This is a genomic window from Janthinobacterium sp. KBS0711 (assembly GCF_000988085.1).
Classification (GTDB): Bacteria; Pseudomonadota; Gammaproteobacteria; order Burkholderiales; family Burkholderiaceae_D; genus Janthinobacterium; species Janthinobacterium lividum_E.
The window spans coordinates 46,516-63,920 of record NZ_LBCO01000014.1; the positions used below are offsets into that span (position 1 = coordinate 46,516).

The 17,405-nt window shown below is 61.6% G+C and carries 12 protein-coding genes and 1 pseudogene; all 13 read left to right on the top strand.

What is annotated here, in order from left to right:
• Positions 1-278 (top strand): annotated as a pseudogene (locus VM94_RS08880) (hypothetical protein); the annotation flags it as partial.
• A 25-nt stretch (positions 279-303) separates the two neighbouring features.
• The gene (locus tag VM94_RS08885; protein WP_052755691.1) at positions 304-795 is read left to right on the top strand and encodes a YbjN domain-containing protein; all 492 of its coding nucleotides are present in this window, start codon (positions 304-306) and stop codon (positions 793-795) included.
• A 207-nt stretch (positions 796-1,002) separates the two neighbouring features.
• Complete coding sequence (locus VM94_RS08890) at positions 1,003-4,107, top strand: DEAD/DEAH box helicase (RefSeq protein WP_046683183.1); 3,105 nt, start codon at positions 1,003-1,005, stop codon at positions 4,105-4,107.
• Positions 4,108-4,156: 49 nt separating this feature from the next.
• Positions 4,157-5,284, top strand: coding sequence for a PAS domain-containing sensor histidine kinase (locus VM94_RS08895; protein WP_052755673.1), 1,128 nt, complete (start codon positions 4,157-4,159; stop codon positions 5,282-5,284).
• Between the two features lie 137 nt (positions 5,285-5,421).
• A complete protein-coding gene (locus VM94_RS08900; RefSeq protein ID WP_034753797.1) occupies positions 5,422-6,102 on the top strand; it encodes a response regulator transcription factor in 681 nt (226 codons plus the stop codon).
• A 156-nt stretch (positions 6,103-6,258) separates the two neighbouring features.
• A complete protein-coding gene (locus VM94_RS08905) occupies positions 6,259-6,966 on the top strand; it encodes a transposase (protein WP_046683184.1) in 708 nt (235 codons plus the stop codon).
• A 194-nt stretch (positions 6,967-7,160) separates the two neighbouring features.
• Complete coding sequence (locus VM94_RS08910) at positions 7,161-11,861, top strand: glutamate synthase-related protein (protein ID WP_046683185.1); 4,701 nt, start codon at positions 7,161-7,163, stop codon at positions 11,859-11,861.
• Positions 11,862-11,940: 79 nt separating this feature from the next.
• Positions 11,941-13,404, top strand: a complete 1,464-nt coding sequence (locus VM94_RS08915) for a glutamate synthase subunit beta (RefSeq protein WP_046683186.1) — start codon at positions 11,941-11,943, stop codon at positions 13,402-13,404.
• Positions 13,405-13,666: 262 nt separating this feature from the next.
• On the top strand, positions 13,667-14,476 hold the full coding sequence (locus tag VM94_RS08920; protein ID WP_034753922.1) for an ABC transporter ATP-binding protein: 810 nt from the start codon (positions 13,667-13,669) through the stop codon (positions 14,474-14,476).
• Complete coding sequence (gene mlaE / locus VM94_RS08925; RefSeq protein ID WP_046683187.1) at positions 14,473-15,255, top strand: lipid asymmetry maintenance ABC transporter permease subunit MlaE; 783 nt, start codon at positions 14,473-14,475, stop codon at positions 15,253-15,255. The genes VM94_RS08920 and mlaE overlap by 4 nt, the downstream gene beginning before the upstream one ends.
• 80 nt (positions 15,256-15,335) lie before the next feature.
• Positions 15,336-15,806 carry an outer membrane lipid asymmetry maintenance protein MlaD gene (mlaD, locus tag VM94_RS08930; RefSeq protein ID WP_034753810.1) on the top strand — a complete coding sequence of 157 codons (471 nt, stop codon included), beginning with the start codon at positions 15,336-15,338 and terminating at the stop codon, positions 15,804-15,806.
• Positions 15,803-16,684, top strand: a complete 882-nt coding sequence (locus VM94_RS08935; protein ID WP_046683188.1) for an MlaA family lipoprotein — start codon at positions 15,803-15,805, stop codon at positions 16,682-16,684. The genes mlaD and VM94_RS08935 overlap by 4 nt, the downstream gene beginning before the upstream one ends.
• A 71-nt stretch (positions 16,685-16,755) precedes the next feature.
• Positions 16,756-17,391, top strand: coding sequence for an MlaC/ttg2D family ABC transporter substrate-binding protein (locus tag VM94_RS08940; protein ID WP_046683189.1), 636 nt, complete (start codon positions 16,756-16,758; stop codon positions 17,389-17,391).
• Positions 17,392-17,405: the final 14 nt, after the last annotated feature.

Below are 17,405 nucleotides of genomic sequence, written 5' to 3' on the forward strand. Positions count from 1 at the left end.
AGCGGCTGGAAACGGAGCGTGCCCGCCTCGACGGCGAAGTGACGGCCCAGCGGGGCGCCCTGGCGCGCTGCGAAAGCAAGAATGCCCAGCTGTATGCGGCCGGGCAGGACATCCTGCAAGCGTATGAAGGTCTCGACGTGCTGGACGTCATGAAGGCGCGCCAGCCGTTCGCCGCGCAAAGCCGGGTAAAACTCGAGCAAATCGCGCAGCAGTACGGCGACCAGCTGTACCAGGGCCGCTTTGATGCACGTCAAACAGAAACGCCGGCCCCCCAATAATTTTTTTGAAATGAATGGAATGACGATGGAAAACACGAATACCAACTTGCTGACCACCCTGAACGCGGAACAAACGGCCGAGGCCATCAAGGCGGCCGGCTGTGCCGTGACCAGCATCGAACACGACGGCGTCGTGCGCCTGCACAGCGCCAGCCATGGCATTGGCTTCCAGGTGCTGTGGGGCAATGAAGCCGCGCCTGGCCAGTACGCGGATCTGACCCTGAGCTGCCCGCTGCGCGTGCAGGGCGGTGACTTGCCGGCCGGCTTGCTGGCCGAATGGCACCGCAGCAAGCGCTTCGCCCGGGTGGCCCAGCATGGCGATTTCGTCGTGCTGGAGATGGATGTGCTGGTCGCCGGCGGCGTCAGCACGGAGTACCTGAATATCAATCTGCAACTGTGGACGCAGATGATGGGCCAGTTCTTCTTGTTTTTGCGCAACTTTACGCCGGCCGATACGAGCACCGCACCCGTAGTCGAGGCCGCCAGCGTGGCAGAAGAAGAAACTGTGCCGGCTTGATAAGCCGTCCAGTGGAGGAAAAATGGCCCGTGACGGGCCATTTTTGCCGTCTGCGGGCCTCAAGTGTCGTATTAAATACTTATTTTTTAGGCATCGCGCATTAAAACTGCTCAAAGAGCGTGTGTGAATCAAGCCAGCAACGGCTGTATGGCGGATAATATTGCCTGTTGCCGATTTGGATACGACCTTTACACAAAAATGCGCCCCATGGATTTTACCCGCGACGAAACCAGTGAAACCCCAGTTGCCCCGGCCAGCGCGCCGGGAGCGCCTTTGCCGTATGCCGTCGCCACCTGGCTGCAGCGGGTGGAGGCTGCCGCCCATCCGAAGGCCGTGCTGACGATTGCCGAGCCTGATCCCAAACTCAACCAGCACCGCCTGATCTACGTGCTGGCGCCCACCAGCGGTGGCCGCCACGTGGCCCTGTGCCTGTACAAGGCGCGGCTGCGGCCAAATGGCGACGTGGCGGCGGCGTCGCCCATCAGCGAAATCTTTTCCCTGTTGTCGGCGCCGCCCACGTTTTTGACGCCGGCCGACGAAGACCTCGTGCGTTTCTTCGTGGCCATGCGCAGCGGGCAGAATTCGCAGACGGGCAGCGCCACGGAGCCGAAGGGCAAGGTGGGCGCGGCCCTGCTGAAAATGCTGGCCGAGCAGGATAAATTGTTGTGGGCCAATTCCTGGGCCGACGTCGGCAATGGCCTCGTGTATCCGTTGAAGGAAGGTCCCGTGCGTCCCGCCCGCCTTTTTTGGCGCGACGAAGGCAAGACCATGCGCCTGGGCTGGCAAGTGGACCCGCCGGAAGGCGCGAAGCACCATGGCGCCGACCAGATCGACTACATGCTGCCCACCGATCCGCCGTGGTACATCGACAATCTGTCGTGCGGCGTGCTGGAACTGAACCAGGGCGGCTCCGACATTTCCCTGGCCGACTTGCAGGCGCTGGTGGCGCAGGCGCCGCCCCTGAACGCGAACGACAAGGTGCGCGTGTCGCAACTGCTGCTGGCGCAGGGCTTGCAGCATTTGATGCCGCTGCCGCAGCCGTTGCCGCAGCGCTTGCGCAAGGACGTGCCGGCGCAACCGGTCTTGCTGCTCGATAGCGCCATGCTGGCCGATGGCAGCATCCAGCGCTGGAGCGATTTCGCCGTGCTGTCCTACGACTACGACGGCGAGCGCGTCTCGTTCGATCCGTCGCAGCGCGTGGTGCGGCAAGTGGGCGAGGTGACGGAAATTATCCAGAGAAATACGGTCGATGAAGCGCGCGCGCTGGCCACCCTGGCCGAGCTGCAATTCAAGAAGCCGGGCTCAGCCCCCTTGAGCGGCTTGAAGGGCGCTTTGCAACTGCCGTCCCAGGCGGAATGGCTGCGTTTTGCCGAGTCCGGCATCGACGCCTTGCTGGAGCAGGGCTGGATCGTGGAAAAGACGGCCAAGTACCGCTACGACGTGAGCGACGTGGGCGACTGGTACGCGGAAATCGACGACCAGGACCCGGACAGCGGCAACGCCTGGTTCGAGCTGGAACTGGGCATCGTCGTCAACCACGAAAGGGTGCCGCTGCTGCCCGTGCTGGTGCAGCTGATCCGCAATGCGCCCAACGATTTCAACCCGAAAGTCATCGAAGCGCATGCGGACGACGACCAGATGCTGGCAACCTTGCCGGACGGCACGCGCGTGGCCCTGCCGTGGGGCCGGGTACGCCCCATCCTGAACACTCTGGGCGAACTGTATTTCAGCGACAAGATCAAACATGCCGTGCGCATGTCTACCCTCGATGCGGCGCGCCTGGAAGAGCTGGCACGCGGCCTGGAGATGGAATGGACGGGCGGCGAGCAGCTGCGCGCCATGGGCCGCAAGCTGAGCCAGTTCGGTTCCGTGCAAAAAGTGGCGGCGCCAGCCGGCCTGCACGCGACCTTGCGCGACTACCAGGCCGATGGCTTGGCGTGGATGCAATTCCTGCGCGACCATGACCTGGCGGGCATCCTGGCCGATGACATGGGTCTCGGCAAGACCGTGCAAACCCTGGCGCATATCCTGGTGGAAAAGGAAGCGGGCCGTCTCACGCATCCGGCCCTGGTGATTGCGCCGACAAGTTTGATGGGCAACTGGCAGGACGAGGCGGCCAAGTTCGCGCCTTCCCTGAAAGTGCTGCTGCTGCAAGGCAAGGACCGCGCGCAGCAATTCGACCAGATCGACCAATGCGACCTGGTGCTGACGACGTACGCGCTGTTGCCGCGCGACGAGGAAACTTTGCGCGAGCACGATTTCCACCTGGTCATCCTCGACGAATCGCACTACATCAAGAATACGCGCAGCAAGGCGGCGCAAAGCGCGGGCCTGCTGCGCGCGCGCCACCGCCTGTGTTTGTCCGGCACGCCGCTGGAAAATCATTTGGGCGAACTGTGGTCGCAATTCCACTTCCTGCTGCCGGGCTTGCTGGGCGACGAGAAGACGTTCAACACCCAGTTCCGTCATCCGATCGAGCGCCAGGACGACCCGCTGCGCCGCATGCTGCTGAACCGCCGCATCAAGCCTTTCCTGCTGCGCCGCACGAAGGACAATGTGGCCAAGGAACTGCCGCCGAAAACGGAAATGGTGCGCAAGGTGGAATTGACGGGGCCGCAGCGCGATCTGTATGAAACCGTGCGTCTGGCGATGGATCAAAAGGTACGCGAAGAAATCGACAAGAAAGGTGTGGCCCGCAGCCAGATCGTCATCCTGGAAGCGCTGCTGAAATTGCGCCAAGTCTGCTGCGACCCCCGTCTCGTGAAATCCTTGCCGGCGAAGAAGCAGTCGGCCGGCTCGGCCAAGCTGCTCGACCTGATGCAGATGGTGGAAGACTTGCTCGACGAAGGGCGCAAGATTCTTGTGTTCTCGCAATTTACCAGCATGCTGGAATTGATCGAGGAAGAACTCGAGTCGCGCGACATCCCGTACGCGCTGTTGACGGGCGAAACGAAGGACCGGGGCGCGCAAGTGGCGGCCTTCCAGCAGGGCGCCGTACCGATCTTCCTGATCAGCCTGAAAGCGGGCGGCGTGGGCTTGAACCTGACGGCGGCCGACACGGTCATCCACTACGACCCGTGGTGGAATCCGGCGGCGGAAAACCAGGCCACGGACCGCGCCTGGCGCATCGGCCAGGACAAGCCCGTGTTCGTCTACAAGCTGATCGCGAAGGGCACGCTGGAAGAGAAAATCCAGCTGCTGCAGCAAAAGAAATCGGAACTGGCGCAATCGATCCTGGCCGAAGGCGAATCGCAGAAGATGGCCCTCACGCAGGAAGACTTGCAGCAGATTTTCGCCCCGCTGGAAGATTGACGCTGCCGCACGCTTATACTTGGCGATTCTTTCCTGCCAGGTATAACGCATGCTGCCAATTTTCTTACTGCTGCTTGCCGGCGCCATCCTCATGGCGCTGCGTTTCGTCCAGTTGCGCCGCGCCCTGCTGCGCGCGCAGGCGGGCGAAGCGCAGTTCCGCCTGCTGGCCGAACACGGGCGCGACGCGGCCTTCCTGCTCGACGCCACCACCCTCGAATTGCTCTACATCAGCCCCGCCGCGCAGCGCCTGACGGGCCATGACCTGCCTGCCTTGCGCGAGCACGCTGCGCACCTGGCGGCGGACGTGCCGGCCCGGCTGCAGCGCTGGCGCGACGGCGACACCAGCCGTTTGACCTTGCTGCGCGAAGTGGAATTGCCGCATGCGGACGGCCACCAGATGGCGCTGGAAATCAGTTCGACCATCGTGCCCGCGGCGGCTGGCCGGGGCATGACCCTGGCGGGCACGGTGCGCGACGTCAGCGCGGCCCAGGCGCAGGAAGCGGAACGGGAAAAGGAGCAAAAGCGCTTCGCCTCGATGCTGTCGCATGAATTCCGCACGCCGCTGGCCACCATCGACGGCGCCATCCAGCGCCTCGTCTCGACATCGAAAGATGCCGACGAGGCCACGCGCAAGCGCTACGTGAAAATCCAGACGGCCGTCGACCGCCTGCTGGCCATGATCGACGATTATCTGTCGCCCGAACGCATGGCGGCCATCGGCCGCGAGCGTGCCGCCGACGGCATCGCGCCGCTGGCCTTGCTGCAGCAGGCGGCCGCCACCGTGCCCGCCAGCCACCCGGTGCAGCTGGAACTCGACGAAGACTTGCCGGCCCGGCTGCGCTGCGACGTGCCCGGCATGGCCCTGTGCCTGAAGATACTGCTCGACAACGCCGTCAAGTTCAGCCCGCCGGGCAGCGCCATTACCTTGTCGGCCAGGCTGGTGCCCGAAGGCGGCGTGGCGCTGTGCGTGCGCGATGCGGGGTCCGGCTTGCGGGAAGAAGAACTGGCGCAGCTGTTCGAGAAAGGAAGCCGCGGAAGCCATGCGACGCATCCGGGCGCCGGGCTGGGCTTGTACATGGCGCGCGCCGTGGTGGACGTGCATGGCGGGAGCTTGCAGGGGCATAATCTGCCCGAAGGCGGGGCAGTTTTCCGGATTTGGCTGCCGCTTCCTGGCTAGGCAAGGAAAAGCCTTGCTTCCGCTGAAGGCAACCGTGATAATTCCTTGACGTAAACCTATTGTGCCGTCCATCATGGTGCAGAAGTGAATGGCATGGTTTGCCCACGGTAGCTCACTAACGGAAGAATGGCGTTGCAATGACGAAAATACTGATCGTCGAAGACAATCTGGACTACGCCGAAGACATGGCGGAGTTTCTCGTTGAGCTCGAACACGAAGTTCATATCACCAGCTCCGCTGGCGGGATGTGGACGGCGTTGAGTCATGGCAATGTCGGCGTGGTCGTGCTGGACCTGGGCTTGCCCGATGAGGACGGCTTCAACGTCATCCCCCGCATGCGCCAGCTGTATCCGCAAATCGGCGTGCTGGTGCTGACGGGGCGCGTCGCCTTCGACAGCCGCATCCTGGGCTTGCGCCTGGGTGCCGACCACTATCTGACCAAGCCGATCAAATTTCCCGAACTGGCCGCCCACATCGAGGCGCTCGACCGCCGCGTCGGGCCGCAAGACCCCGTGCCCGAGCCGGGCAAGTGGACCTTGAAGGTAAGCGCTCGCCAACTTGAGCTGATGGGCGCCGTCATCGCCCTGACGGAAAAGGAATTCAATTTCCTGCACCTGTTGACCATCAATACCCGCCCCGTGCCGCGCGACGTCATCGTGGCGGGCATGGGCGGCGAAGATCCCGACGCGGGCCGCCGGGTCGACATGCTCGTCTACCGCCTGCGCAAGAAAGCCAAGACGGGCCTGGGCCAGGACTTGCCGCTGCGCAGCGCGTATGGCGAAGGCTACAGCCTGTCGGCCAGTTTCAACCTGTCCTGATTTGCCGTGTTGCGCCGCCCGCAAGTGGTCGGCGCAATAAAAGGGACAGAGTCGGCCATTTTTTTCAGTATGTCAAATAAAACGGGGTCAGAGTCGCGTCTCGCGCGCACAAGTGTGTAAAATCAAGGCCTTAGCCTTTATTTGCCGACTCTTGCCATGGCCCGTTTGCCCCGTCTTATCATTCCCGCACTGCCCCATTACGTAATCCAGCGCGGCAGCAACCGCCAGTCCGTGTTCCAGGACGCGGCCGACTATGCGCAATTCCTCTCCTGGCTGAAAACGGGTGCGAAAATGTTCAAGGTGGCCATTCACGCCTACGTTTTATTGCCTGATCAGCTACATTTATTGGCCACGCCCAGCGATGCGACCGGCCTGGGGCAGCTGATGCAGTGGCTGGGACGCTATTACGTGCCGTATTTCAACCAAAAATACGGCCGTGTAGGGGCATTGTGGCAGGGACGCTACAAAACTTCCGTCATCGATCCCGACAATTTCTTCCTCCTGTGCTGCCGCTACCTGGAATGCGTGCCCGTGCAAACGGGCGTGGCAGCCCAGGCGCTCGACCATGCGTGGTCCAGCTATGCCCACCATGCCGGCGTGCAACCCGATCCCGTCATCACCGACCACGCGCTGTACTGGGCGCTGGGCAACACGCCGTTCGACCGCGAGGCGGCGTATCTGCGCCTGTTCGAGCAAGGCCTGGGTAGCAGCCAGGTGAAAGTGGTGGAACAGGCTGTATTGAAGGGCTGGCCGCTGGGTTCCGAGCCGTTCAAGCAGGCGCTGGAGCAGAAAATGCAGCGCCAAGTGCTGCCAGCCAAGCGGGGCCGTCCCCGCAAAATCGTGGCCGTAGCGGACGTCAATTGAAACCCGTTCGCATTTAAAACAAAAAATGATTCCTTTCTGACGTTTTATTGAAATCGCTTTGACTGTGTCCCTATTAAATTTTCATGGCGACGGAATCGAATTTAATTCGACTCCGACCCTAATTATTGTGGTTGAGTTTTTTGTTGCGTTGCACTACTCTAGTTTTTCGATAGTCATATGCAGCGGAGAAGCCCATGAAAGCGCAAGGCCTGTACGACCCAGCCAATGAACACGATGCCTGCGGCGTCGGTTTCGTCGCCCATATCAAGGGCAACAAGACCCATTCGATCGTCGAACAGGGTTTGCTGATACTGAAAAACCTCGATCACCGGGGCGCCGTGGGCGCCGATGCGCTGATGGGCGATGGCGCCGGCATCCTGATCCAGATTCCCGACCAGTACTACCGTGAAGAAATGGCCAAGCAGGGCGTGGAATTGCCGCCGCCTGGCGAATACGGCGTGGGCATGGTCTTCCTGCCGAAGGAACACGCGTCGCGCATCGCTTGCGAACAGGAAATCGAACGCGCCGTGCGCATCGAGGGACAAGTCGTGCTGGGCTGGCGCAACGTGCCCATCGATACGGACATGCCGATGTCGCCCACCGTGCGCGCCAAGGAGCCCGTCATCCGCCAGATTTTCATCGGCCGCGGCCCGGACATCATGGTCACCGACGCGCTCGAGCGCAAACTGTATGTGATCCGCAAATCGTCGGGTCACGCCATCCAGGCCTTGAAACTGCTGCACGGCAAGGAATTCTTCGTGCCGTCAATGTCGGCCCGTACTATTGTGTACAAGGGCTTGCTGCTGGCCGACCAGGTGGGCGTGTACTACAAGGACTTGCAGGATGCGCGCTGCATCTCGGCCCTGGCCCTGGTCCACCAGCGTTTCTCGACGAATACCTTCCCCGAATGGCCGCTGGCCCACCCCTACCGTTTGATCGCCCACAACGGCGAGATCAACACCGTCAAAGGCAACTTCAACTGGATGCGCGCGCGCGAAGGCGTGATGAAGTCGGCCGTGCTGGGCGACGACCTGCAAAAGCTGTTCCCCCTGATCTATGAAGGCCAGTCCGACACGGCGTGCTTCGACAATGCGCTCGAACTGCTGTTGATGGCCGGCTACCCGATCGCCCAGGCGATGATGATGATGATTCCGGAAGCGTGGGAAAACCACACGACGATGGATGACAACCGCCGCGCCTTCTACGAATACCACGCCGCCATGATGGAACCGTGGGACGGCCCGGCCGCCATGGCGTTCACGGATGGCCGCCACATCGGCGGCACCCTGGACCGCAACGGCTTGCGTCCTGCCCGCTACATCGTCACGGACGACGACCTCGTGGTGATGGCGTCGGAATCGGGCGTGCTGCCGATTCCCGAATCGAAAATCATCCAGAAATGGCGCTTGCAGCCTGGCAAAATGTTCCTGATCGACCTGGAAGCGGGCCGCATCATCGACGACCAGGAATTGAAAAACACCTACGCCAACGCCAAGCCGTATAAAGCGTGGATCAACTCGGTGCGCATCAAGCTCGACGAGATCAAGCTGGCCGAAGGCCAGGCAAAGCTGGACCGCGCGCAGGGAGAAAAAGCCCAGCCGTCGTTGCTGGACCGCCAGCAGGCGTTCGGCTACACGCAGGAAGACTTGAAATTCCTCATGGCGCCGATGGCTGTCGCCGGCGAAGAGGCGACGGGCTCGATGGGCAATGACTCGCCGCTGGCCGTCATGTCGAACAAGCTCAAACCGCTGTATAACTACTTCAAGCAGCTGTTCGCGCAAGTGACGAACCCGCCGATCGACCCGATCCGCGAAGCGATGGTGATGTCGCTCGTGTCCTTCATCGGCCCGAAACCGAACTTGCTCGATACCAACAACGTCAACCCGCCGATGCGCCTGGAAGTGGCGCAGCCCGTGCTGGGCTTTGACGACATGGCCCGTCTGCGCAACATCAGCGCCCACACGGGCGGCAAGTTCAAGTCCTACGAACTGGACATCTGCTACCCGCTGGCCTGGGGCAAGGAAGGTGTGGAAGCCTGCCTGGCCTCGCTGTGCGCGGAAGCCGTCGACGCCGTCAAATCCGGCCACAACATCCTGATCGTCTCGGACCGCGCCATTTGCGCCGACCAGGTGGCGATCCCTGCGCTCTTGGCCACGTCCACCGTGCACCAGCACCTGGTGAGCAAGGGCTTGCGCGCTTCCACCGGCCTCGTCGTGGAAACGGGCTCGGCCCGCGAAACGCACCACTTTGCCTTGCTCGCTGGCTATGGCGCGGAAGCCGTCCACCCGTATCTGGCCATGGAAACCCTGGCCGACATGGCGCATGGCTTGCCAGGCGATTTGTCGGGCGACAAAGCCATCTATAACTACACCAAGGCTGTCGGCAAGGGCTTGATGAAGGTCATGTCGAAGATGGGTATTTCGACCTACATGTCCTATTGCGGCGCGCAAATCTTCGAAGCCATCGGCTTGAACAAGTCGCTGGTTGACAAATACTTCAAGGGCACGGCGTCGAACGTGGAAGGCATCGGCGTGTTTGAAGTGGCGGAAGAAGCGCTGCGCCTGCACGCGCTGGCCTTCGGCAACGATCCCGTGCTGTCGGACAAGCTCGACGCGGGCGGCGAGTATGCGTTCCGCGTGCGCGGCGAAGACCACATGTGGACGCCGGATGCGATTGCCAAGCTGCAGCATTCCACGCGCAGCAACAATTTTTCCAGCTATAAAGAGTACGCACAAATCATCAACGACCAGAGCCGTCGCCACCTGACCCTGCGCGGCCTGTTCGAGTTCAAGCTGGACCCGACCAAGGCCATCCCGCTCGATGAAGTGGAACCGGCCAAGGAAATCGTCAAGCGTTTCGCCACGGGCGCCATGTCGCTCGGTTCGATCAGCACGGAAGCGCACGCAACGCTTGCGGTGGCCATGAACCGTATCGGCGGCAAGTCGAACACGGGCGAGGGCGGCGAAGATCCGAACCGCTACACGCAGGAATTGAAGGGCATTCCGATCCGCCAGGGCGACACCATGGCGTCCATCGTGGGCGCCGAGCAGATCGTCGTCGATATTCCGCTGCAGGAAGGCGATTCCATGCGCTCGCGCATCAAGCAGGTGGCATCGGGACGTTTCGGCGTCACGGCCGCCTACCTGAACTCTGCCGACCAGATCCAGATCAAGATGGCGCAGGGCGCGAAACCGGGCGAAGGCGGTCAGTTGCCAGGCCATAAAGTATCGGAATACATCGCCAGCCTGCGCTTTTCCGTGCCGGGCGTGGGCCTGATTTCGCCGCCGCCGCACCACGATATCTATTCGATCGAAGATCTGGCGCAGCTGATCCATGACTTGAAGAACGCCAATCCGCGCGCCTCGATTTCCGTGAAATTGGTGTCGGAAGTGGGCATCGGCACGGTGGCCGCCGGCGTCACCAAGGCGAAAGCCGACCACGTGGTCGTTGCCGGCCACGACGGCGGCACGGGCGCCTCGCCATTGTCGTCAGTGAAACATGCGGGCACGCCGTGGGAGCTGGGCCTGGCCGAAACGCAACAAACCTTGGTGCTGAACGGCTTGCGCAGCCGTATCCGCGTGCAGGCCGACGGCCAGATGAAGACGGGCCGCGACGTGGTCATCGCCGCCCTGCTGGGCGCCGACGAGATCGGTTTCGCCACGGCGCCGCTGGTGGTCGAAGGCTGCATCATGATGCGTAAATGCCACTTGAACACGTGCCCGGTGGGCGTGGCCACGCAAGATCCGGTGCTGCGCGCCAAGTTCTCGGGCAAACCCGAGTATGTCGTCAATTACTTCTTCTTCGTGGCCGAAGAAGCCCGTCAATTGATGGCGCAGCTGGGCATCCGCACGTATGACGAACTGATCGGCCGTGTCGACCTGCTGGACAAATCGAAGGCGATTTCACACTGGAAGGCGCAGGGCCTGGACTTCTCGGCCATCTTCCACAAGCCGGAAACACCAAGCGGCCAAGCCTGCCGCCACGTGGAGTTCCAGGACCATGCGCTTGAGAAAGCACTGGACCACAAGCTGATCGCGCAAGCGCGCGCCGCGCTGGAAAAGGGCGAGCGCGTCTCGTTCATCTCGCCCGTGCGCAACTTGAACCGCACGGTGGGCACCATGCTGTCCGGCGAAGTGGCGAAGAAATATGGCCACGCCGGCTTGCCGGACGACACCATCCACATCCAGTTGCAAGGCACGGCGGGCCAGTCGGCCTGCGCCTTCCTGGCACACGGCATCACGATCGATCTGGTGGGTGAAGGCAACGATTACGTCGGTAAAGGCTTGTCGGGCGGGCGCATCATCGTGCGGCCCAATACCGAGTTCCGCGGCTGGGCCGTGGACAACATCATCATCGGCAACACGGTGCTGTACGGCGCCATCGCCGGCGAAGCTTTCTTCAATGGCGTGGCTGGTGAACGCTTTGCCGTGCGCAACTCGGGCGCCACCACGGTGGTCGAGGGCCTGGGCGACCATGGCTGCGAATACATGACGGGCGGCACGGTAGTGGTGCTGGGCAACACGGGACGCAACTTTGCGGCCGGCATGTCGGGCGGCATCGCCTATGTGTATGACCCGGCCGGCGACTTTGCCAGCAAGTGCAACGCGGCCATGGTCAGCCTGGACAAGGTCGTGTCGGCAGCGGAACAGCATGTCGACCGCGACGCCTGGCATACGCAGCATCGCGATGGCGTGCCGGAAGCGGACGAGGTCATCCTCAAGCGTTTGATCGAGCGTCATTTCAAGCACACGGGCAGCACCCGCGCCCGCGTCTTGCTGGACGACTGGGCGGCGGCGCGCGGCAAGTTCGTGAAAGTCTTCCCGAACGAATACAAGCGCGCGCTGATTGAAATGGCAGCCGATGCCGCCATGGAAGTCCAAGCCGTCGCCGCCTGAGCCAGCCAAGCTCATTGCCAAATGAATGACCAGGGAGCGGCCCGGCCGCTCCCCGCCAGCCAAATACAAAGGAACTATCGTGGGTAAAATTACCGGCTTCATGGAATTCAAGCGCCAGGACGAACACTATCTGGAGCCTGCCGCGCGCCTGAAGAACTACAAGGAATTCGTCTTGCACCTGTCGGACGCGCAAGCGACCGTGCAAGGCGCGCGCTGCATGGATTGCGGCATCCCCTTCTGCACCACGGGTTGCCCCGTGAATAACATCATTCCCGACTGGAATGACCTGGTGTACCGCGGTAACTACCGCGAAGCGCTCGACGTCTTGCATTCGACGAATAACTTCCCTGAATTTACGGGCCGCATCTGCCCGGCGCCGTGCGAATCGGCCTGCACCCTGGGCATTCATGAAGATCCGGTCGGCATCAAGTCGATCGAACATAAAATCATCGACATGGGCTGGGAGCACGGCTGGGTCACGCCGCAGCCGGCAGGATTCAGTACGGGCAAGAAAGTGGCCATCGTCGGTTCCGGTCCCGCCGGTCTGGCGGCGGCGCAGCAGCTGGCACGCGCCGGCCATGCCGTCACCGTGTTTGAAAAGAGCGACCGGGTCGGCGGATTGCTGCGTTACGGCATCCCCGACTTCAAGATGGAAAAGTCGCACATCGACCTGCGCGTGAAACAGATGGAAGCCGAAGGCGTGGTCTTCCGCACCAGCGTGCTGGTCGGCAAGGATTTCCCGGCCCACGTGAATAACTGGGCCAAGGAAACCATTTTCCCGGAAGACCTGGGAAAAGAATTCGACGCCGTCATCATGGCCGGGGGCGCCGAGCAGCCGCGCGACTTGCCCGTACCGGGCCGCGAACTGAAAGGCGTGCACTTCGCCATGGATTTCCTGCCGCTGCAAAACAAGGTCAACGCGGGCGACAAGCTCAAGGACCAGATCAAGGCGACGGGCAAGCACGTGGTGGTGATCGGCGGCGGCGACACGGGGTCCGACTGCGTGGGCACCTCGAACCGCCATGGCGCCGCCTCGGTGGCCCAGTTCGAACTGATGCCGCAGCCGCCGGAACAGGAAAACAAGCCGCTCGTCTGGCCGTACTGGCCGACCAAGCTGCGCACCTCGTCTTCGCACGAAGAAGGCTGCGAGCGCGACTGGGCCGTGGCCACCAAGCGTTTCGAAGGCAAGGGCGGCAAGGTGGAAAAGCTGATCGCCTGCAGAGTCGAGTGGAAAGACGGCAAGATGAGCGAAGTGCCGAACTCGGAATTCGAGATGAAGGCGGACTTGGTCTTCCTGGCCATGGGTTTTGTTTCACCTGTACAACAAGTTCTGGAAGCGTTCGGCGTCGATACGGATGCGCGCGGCAATGTCAAGGCGACAACGGATGGCGCCGCCTGCTACCAGACCTCGGTGCCGAAAGTCTTTGCCGCCGGCGACATGCGCCGTGGCCAGTCGCTGGTGGTCTGGGCCATCCGCGAAGGGCGCCAGTGCGCGCGCGCCGTCGATGAGTTCCTGATGGGCGCATCGCTGCTGCCGCGCTAAAAAAAACGAGCAATTGTTCGTTTTTTTGACAGGGCCACGGCGCGGATCGCGACGTGGCCCTTGTTATTTTTAGTTATCAAGTCAACAGCCATGCATGCCATCGGGCAGGGACGCGATGTGGCGGCCTAATTTCCACTACAATATCTGACTTTCGATTCATTAGTGTTGTATTCTTCCCCTTTCCGGGGCTGTCCCAAGGGGTGTCTCAGCAGAGGTTGGCGTTTCTGCACTACAATACGCCATTAAAATAGTGAGCTTCGTCGTGCCAAATCTTGTTGAGATCCGTGATTTACACTTTGCCTATGGAGAACGTTCGATTTTATCGGGCCTTCAAATGGATTTCCCACGTGGAAAAGTTGTGGCCGTCATGGGTGGCTCCGGCAGTGGCAAGACGACCGTACTGCGCCTGATCGGCGGGCAGCTGCGCCCCAGTTCCGGTTCCGTGAATGTGGACGGCCAGATCGTGCATACGCTGGGGACCGACGAGTTATACCAGCTGCGCCGCAAGATGGGCATGCTGTTCCAGCACGGCGCGCTGTTTACGGACTTGACGGCGTTCGAGAACGTGGCGTTCCCTCTGCGCGAACACACGGACTTGAATGAAGAGCTGATCCGCACCCTGGTGCTGATGAAGCTGCACGCTGTGGGCTTGCGCAATGCGGCGCAATTGAAGCCGGCGGAAATCTCGGGCGGCATGGGCCGCCGCGTCGCGCTGGCGCGCGCCATCGCGCTCGACCCCGAACTGATCATGTACGACGAGCCGTTCGCCGGCCTGGACCCGATTTCCATGGGCGTGACGGCCAATTTGATCCGCAATTTGAACGATGCGCTGGGCTCCACGTCTATCCTGGTATCGCACGATGTGAAGGAGTGTTTCGCCATCGCTGATTACGTCTATTTTCTGTCATCGGGCAAGATCGTGGCGCACGGCACGCCGGCCGAGATGGCCGTGTCGACGCATCCGTACGTCAAGCAGTTCGTCAATGCCGAGGCCGATGGCCCCGTGCCCTTCCATTATCCGGGCAAGTCGCTGGCCGACGACCTCGGTCTGCAGGCGGGGGGCGGCCGATGATCGCGCGTTTCCTGGCGTCGATCGGAGCGTGGTTGCGTCGTTCGGTACAAGACCTCGGCTTTGCCGTGCGTTCGTTTTTTATCATCATCGCCTCGTCGGGCGGCCTGTGGCGCCGTCCGCGCCTGGTGATTGAGCAACTGTTTTTTATCGGCAACCGCTCGCTGGTGATTACCGCCGTCTCCGGCCTGTTCGTCGGCATGGTGCTGGGTTTGCAAGGCTATTACACCTTGACCACGTATGGCGCCGAGCAGTCGCTGGGCTTGCTGGTGGCGCTGTCGTTGACGCGCGAACTGGGCCCCGTCGTGACGGCGCTGCTGTTCGCCGGCCGTGCCGGTACGTCGCTGACGGCGGAAATCGGCCTGATGAAGGCGGGCGAGCAATTGTCGGCCATGGAAATGATGGCCGTGAACCCGATCCAGCGCGTGCTGGCGCCCCGTTTCTGGGCCGGCGTGATTGCCATGCCGATTCTGGGCGCGATCTTCACGGCCGTCGGCATCATCGGCAGCTATTTGGTCGGCGTGGTGCTGATCGGCGTCGATGAAGGCTCGTTCTGGTCGCAGATGCAAGGCGGCGTGGATGTCTGGAAAGAAGTGGGCAACGGCACCATCAAGAGCCTGGTGTTCGGCATCGCGGTGACGTTCATCGCGCTGTTCCAGGGGTACCAGGCACAGCCGACGCCGGAAGACGTGTCCGGCGCCACCACGCGCACGGTGGTTATTTCGTCGTTGATGGTGTGGTGGCTCGATTTCATGATGACGGCGTTGATGTTTAGCAAGTAATTGCCCATAGGCGAAAAAATTATCGGCCTGGGCAGTGTTCTGCGCAGGTGGCGGCAAGTAAAAATTATTTAGGATTGTTTATGCAACGTAAATCTTTGGATGTCTGGGTCGGCTTGTTCGTCTTGCTGGGTGTGGCGGCATTGATGTTTCTGGCGCTCAAGGCCGGCAATATGAGCTCGCTGTCTTTCAGCAAGACGTATACCATTAGTGCCAAGTTCGACAATATTGGCGGCCTCAAGCCGCAGGCGCCCGTCAAGGGCGCTGGCGTGGTGGTGGGCCGGGTCTCGGAAATCGTCTTTGACGACAAGACCTACCAGGCGCTGGTGAAACTCGACATCGAAGATGGCTACAAATTTCCGAAAGACAGCTCGGCCAAGATTTTGACGGCCGGTTTGCTGGGTGAGCAATATATCGGCCTGGAAGCAGGCGGCGATCTGGCGAACCTGGCAGAGGGCGACAAGATCGCCCGTACTCAATCGGCCACAGTGCTGGAAGACCTGATCAATCAGTTCATCTACAGCAAGGCAGCGGAAGGAAAGGACAGCAAATGAGCGAGTCGACCAAACAATCCCAAGGCAGCCTGGCGCGTATCGGCCTGGCCCTGGCCATCGCCGCCAGCGTGAGTGCTTGCGCCACCGGCACCAATCCGCGCGACCCGCTGGAAGGGTATAACCGCGCGATGTTCAAGTTCAACGACACCGTCGACCAGGTGGCCTTGAAGCCAGTCGCCACGGCCTACAAGAAGGTGACGCCATCGTTCGTGCAAACGGGCGTGGGCAACTTCTTCGGCAACTTGTCCGATGTGTGGAGCGCCGTGAACAACTTGCTGCAAGGCAAGGGTGAAGCGGGCTTGCAAGACGTCGTGCGCGTCAGCATGAACTCGACTTTCGGTATCTTCGGCCTGATCGACATCGCCTCGCAGGCCGGCATTCCGAAGCATAACGAAGACTTTGGCCAGACCCTGGGCTGGTATGGCGTCCAGTCGGGTCCGTACGTGATGCTGCCGCTGCTGGGTCCGTCGACCGTGCGCGACACGGCGGCCCTGCCGCTCGATATCGCGGGCGACCCATGGCGCTACAAGGATCCGGTCAATGTGCGCAATATCGGCACCGTGACGCGCGTGGTCGACAAGCGCGCCGCGCTGCTCGACGCGACCAATTTGATGGAAGCGGCCGCGCTGGACCGTTATGAATTCATCCGCGACGGTTTCCTGCAGGCGCGCGAAAGCAAGGTTTTCGATGGCGATACGGACCGCCGCGACCGCAAAGTGCCAAAAAACGACACCAGCGATTACGAGCCGGAGTACGAGGCAAAACCGCAGCCTGCCAATGACGCGCCTGCGGCGACGGCCGCCGCCGTGCTGGCGCCTGCGGATCTCGTAACATCTGGTAGCAATACCGTTGCTTCCGAGGCAAAGCCGCAGGAGTAAACTGGACGCAAGAACACCACGGCTGCGATCAACGCCAGCCGGTGCATAGCAACACCATGAAAGGTAAAACCATGAAATTGATGAAACAACTGCTGGCGATGGCCACCATCGCCTTTGCCACCGCCGCCCAGGCCGCCCCTGCTGTCGAAGCGCCGGACGTCCTGGTCAAACGCATCAGCCAGGACGTGATCGACACGGCCAAGGCCGACAAGGGCATCCAGGCTGGCGACATCAAGCGCGTCACCGAATTGGTGGAAAGCAAGATCTTGCCGTACGTGGATTTCCAGCGCATGACGTCGCTGGCCGCCGGCCGCCACTGGCGCGACGCCACGCCTGACCAGCAAAAGCAGCTGGCTGCGGAATTCCGTACCCTGCTGATCTACACGTACTCGGGCGCCCTGTCGCAGATCAAGAACGAAACGGTGGAATTCAAGCCGCTGCGCGCCGACCCGGCCGACACGGAAGTGGAAGTGCGTTCGCAGGTGAACGTGGCGCGCGGCGAACCCGTGCCCCTGAACTACCGCGTGGCGAAAACCCCGTCCGGCTGGAAGATCTATGACATCAACGTGCTGGGCGCGTGGCTGGTGGAAACGTACAAAAGCAGCTTTGCCAGCGAGATCAGCAAGGGCGGCATTGATGGCCTGATCAAGACCTTGCAGGCAAAAAACAAGGCCCTGGCCAGCCGTCCCGCTGCCAAAGCCAAATAATCGGCTATCATATA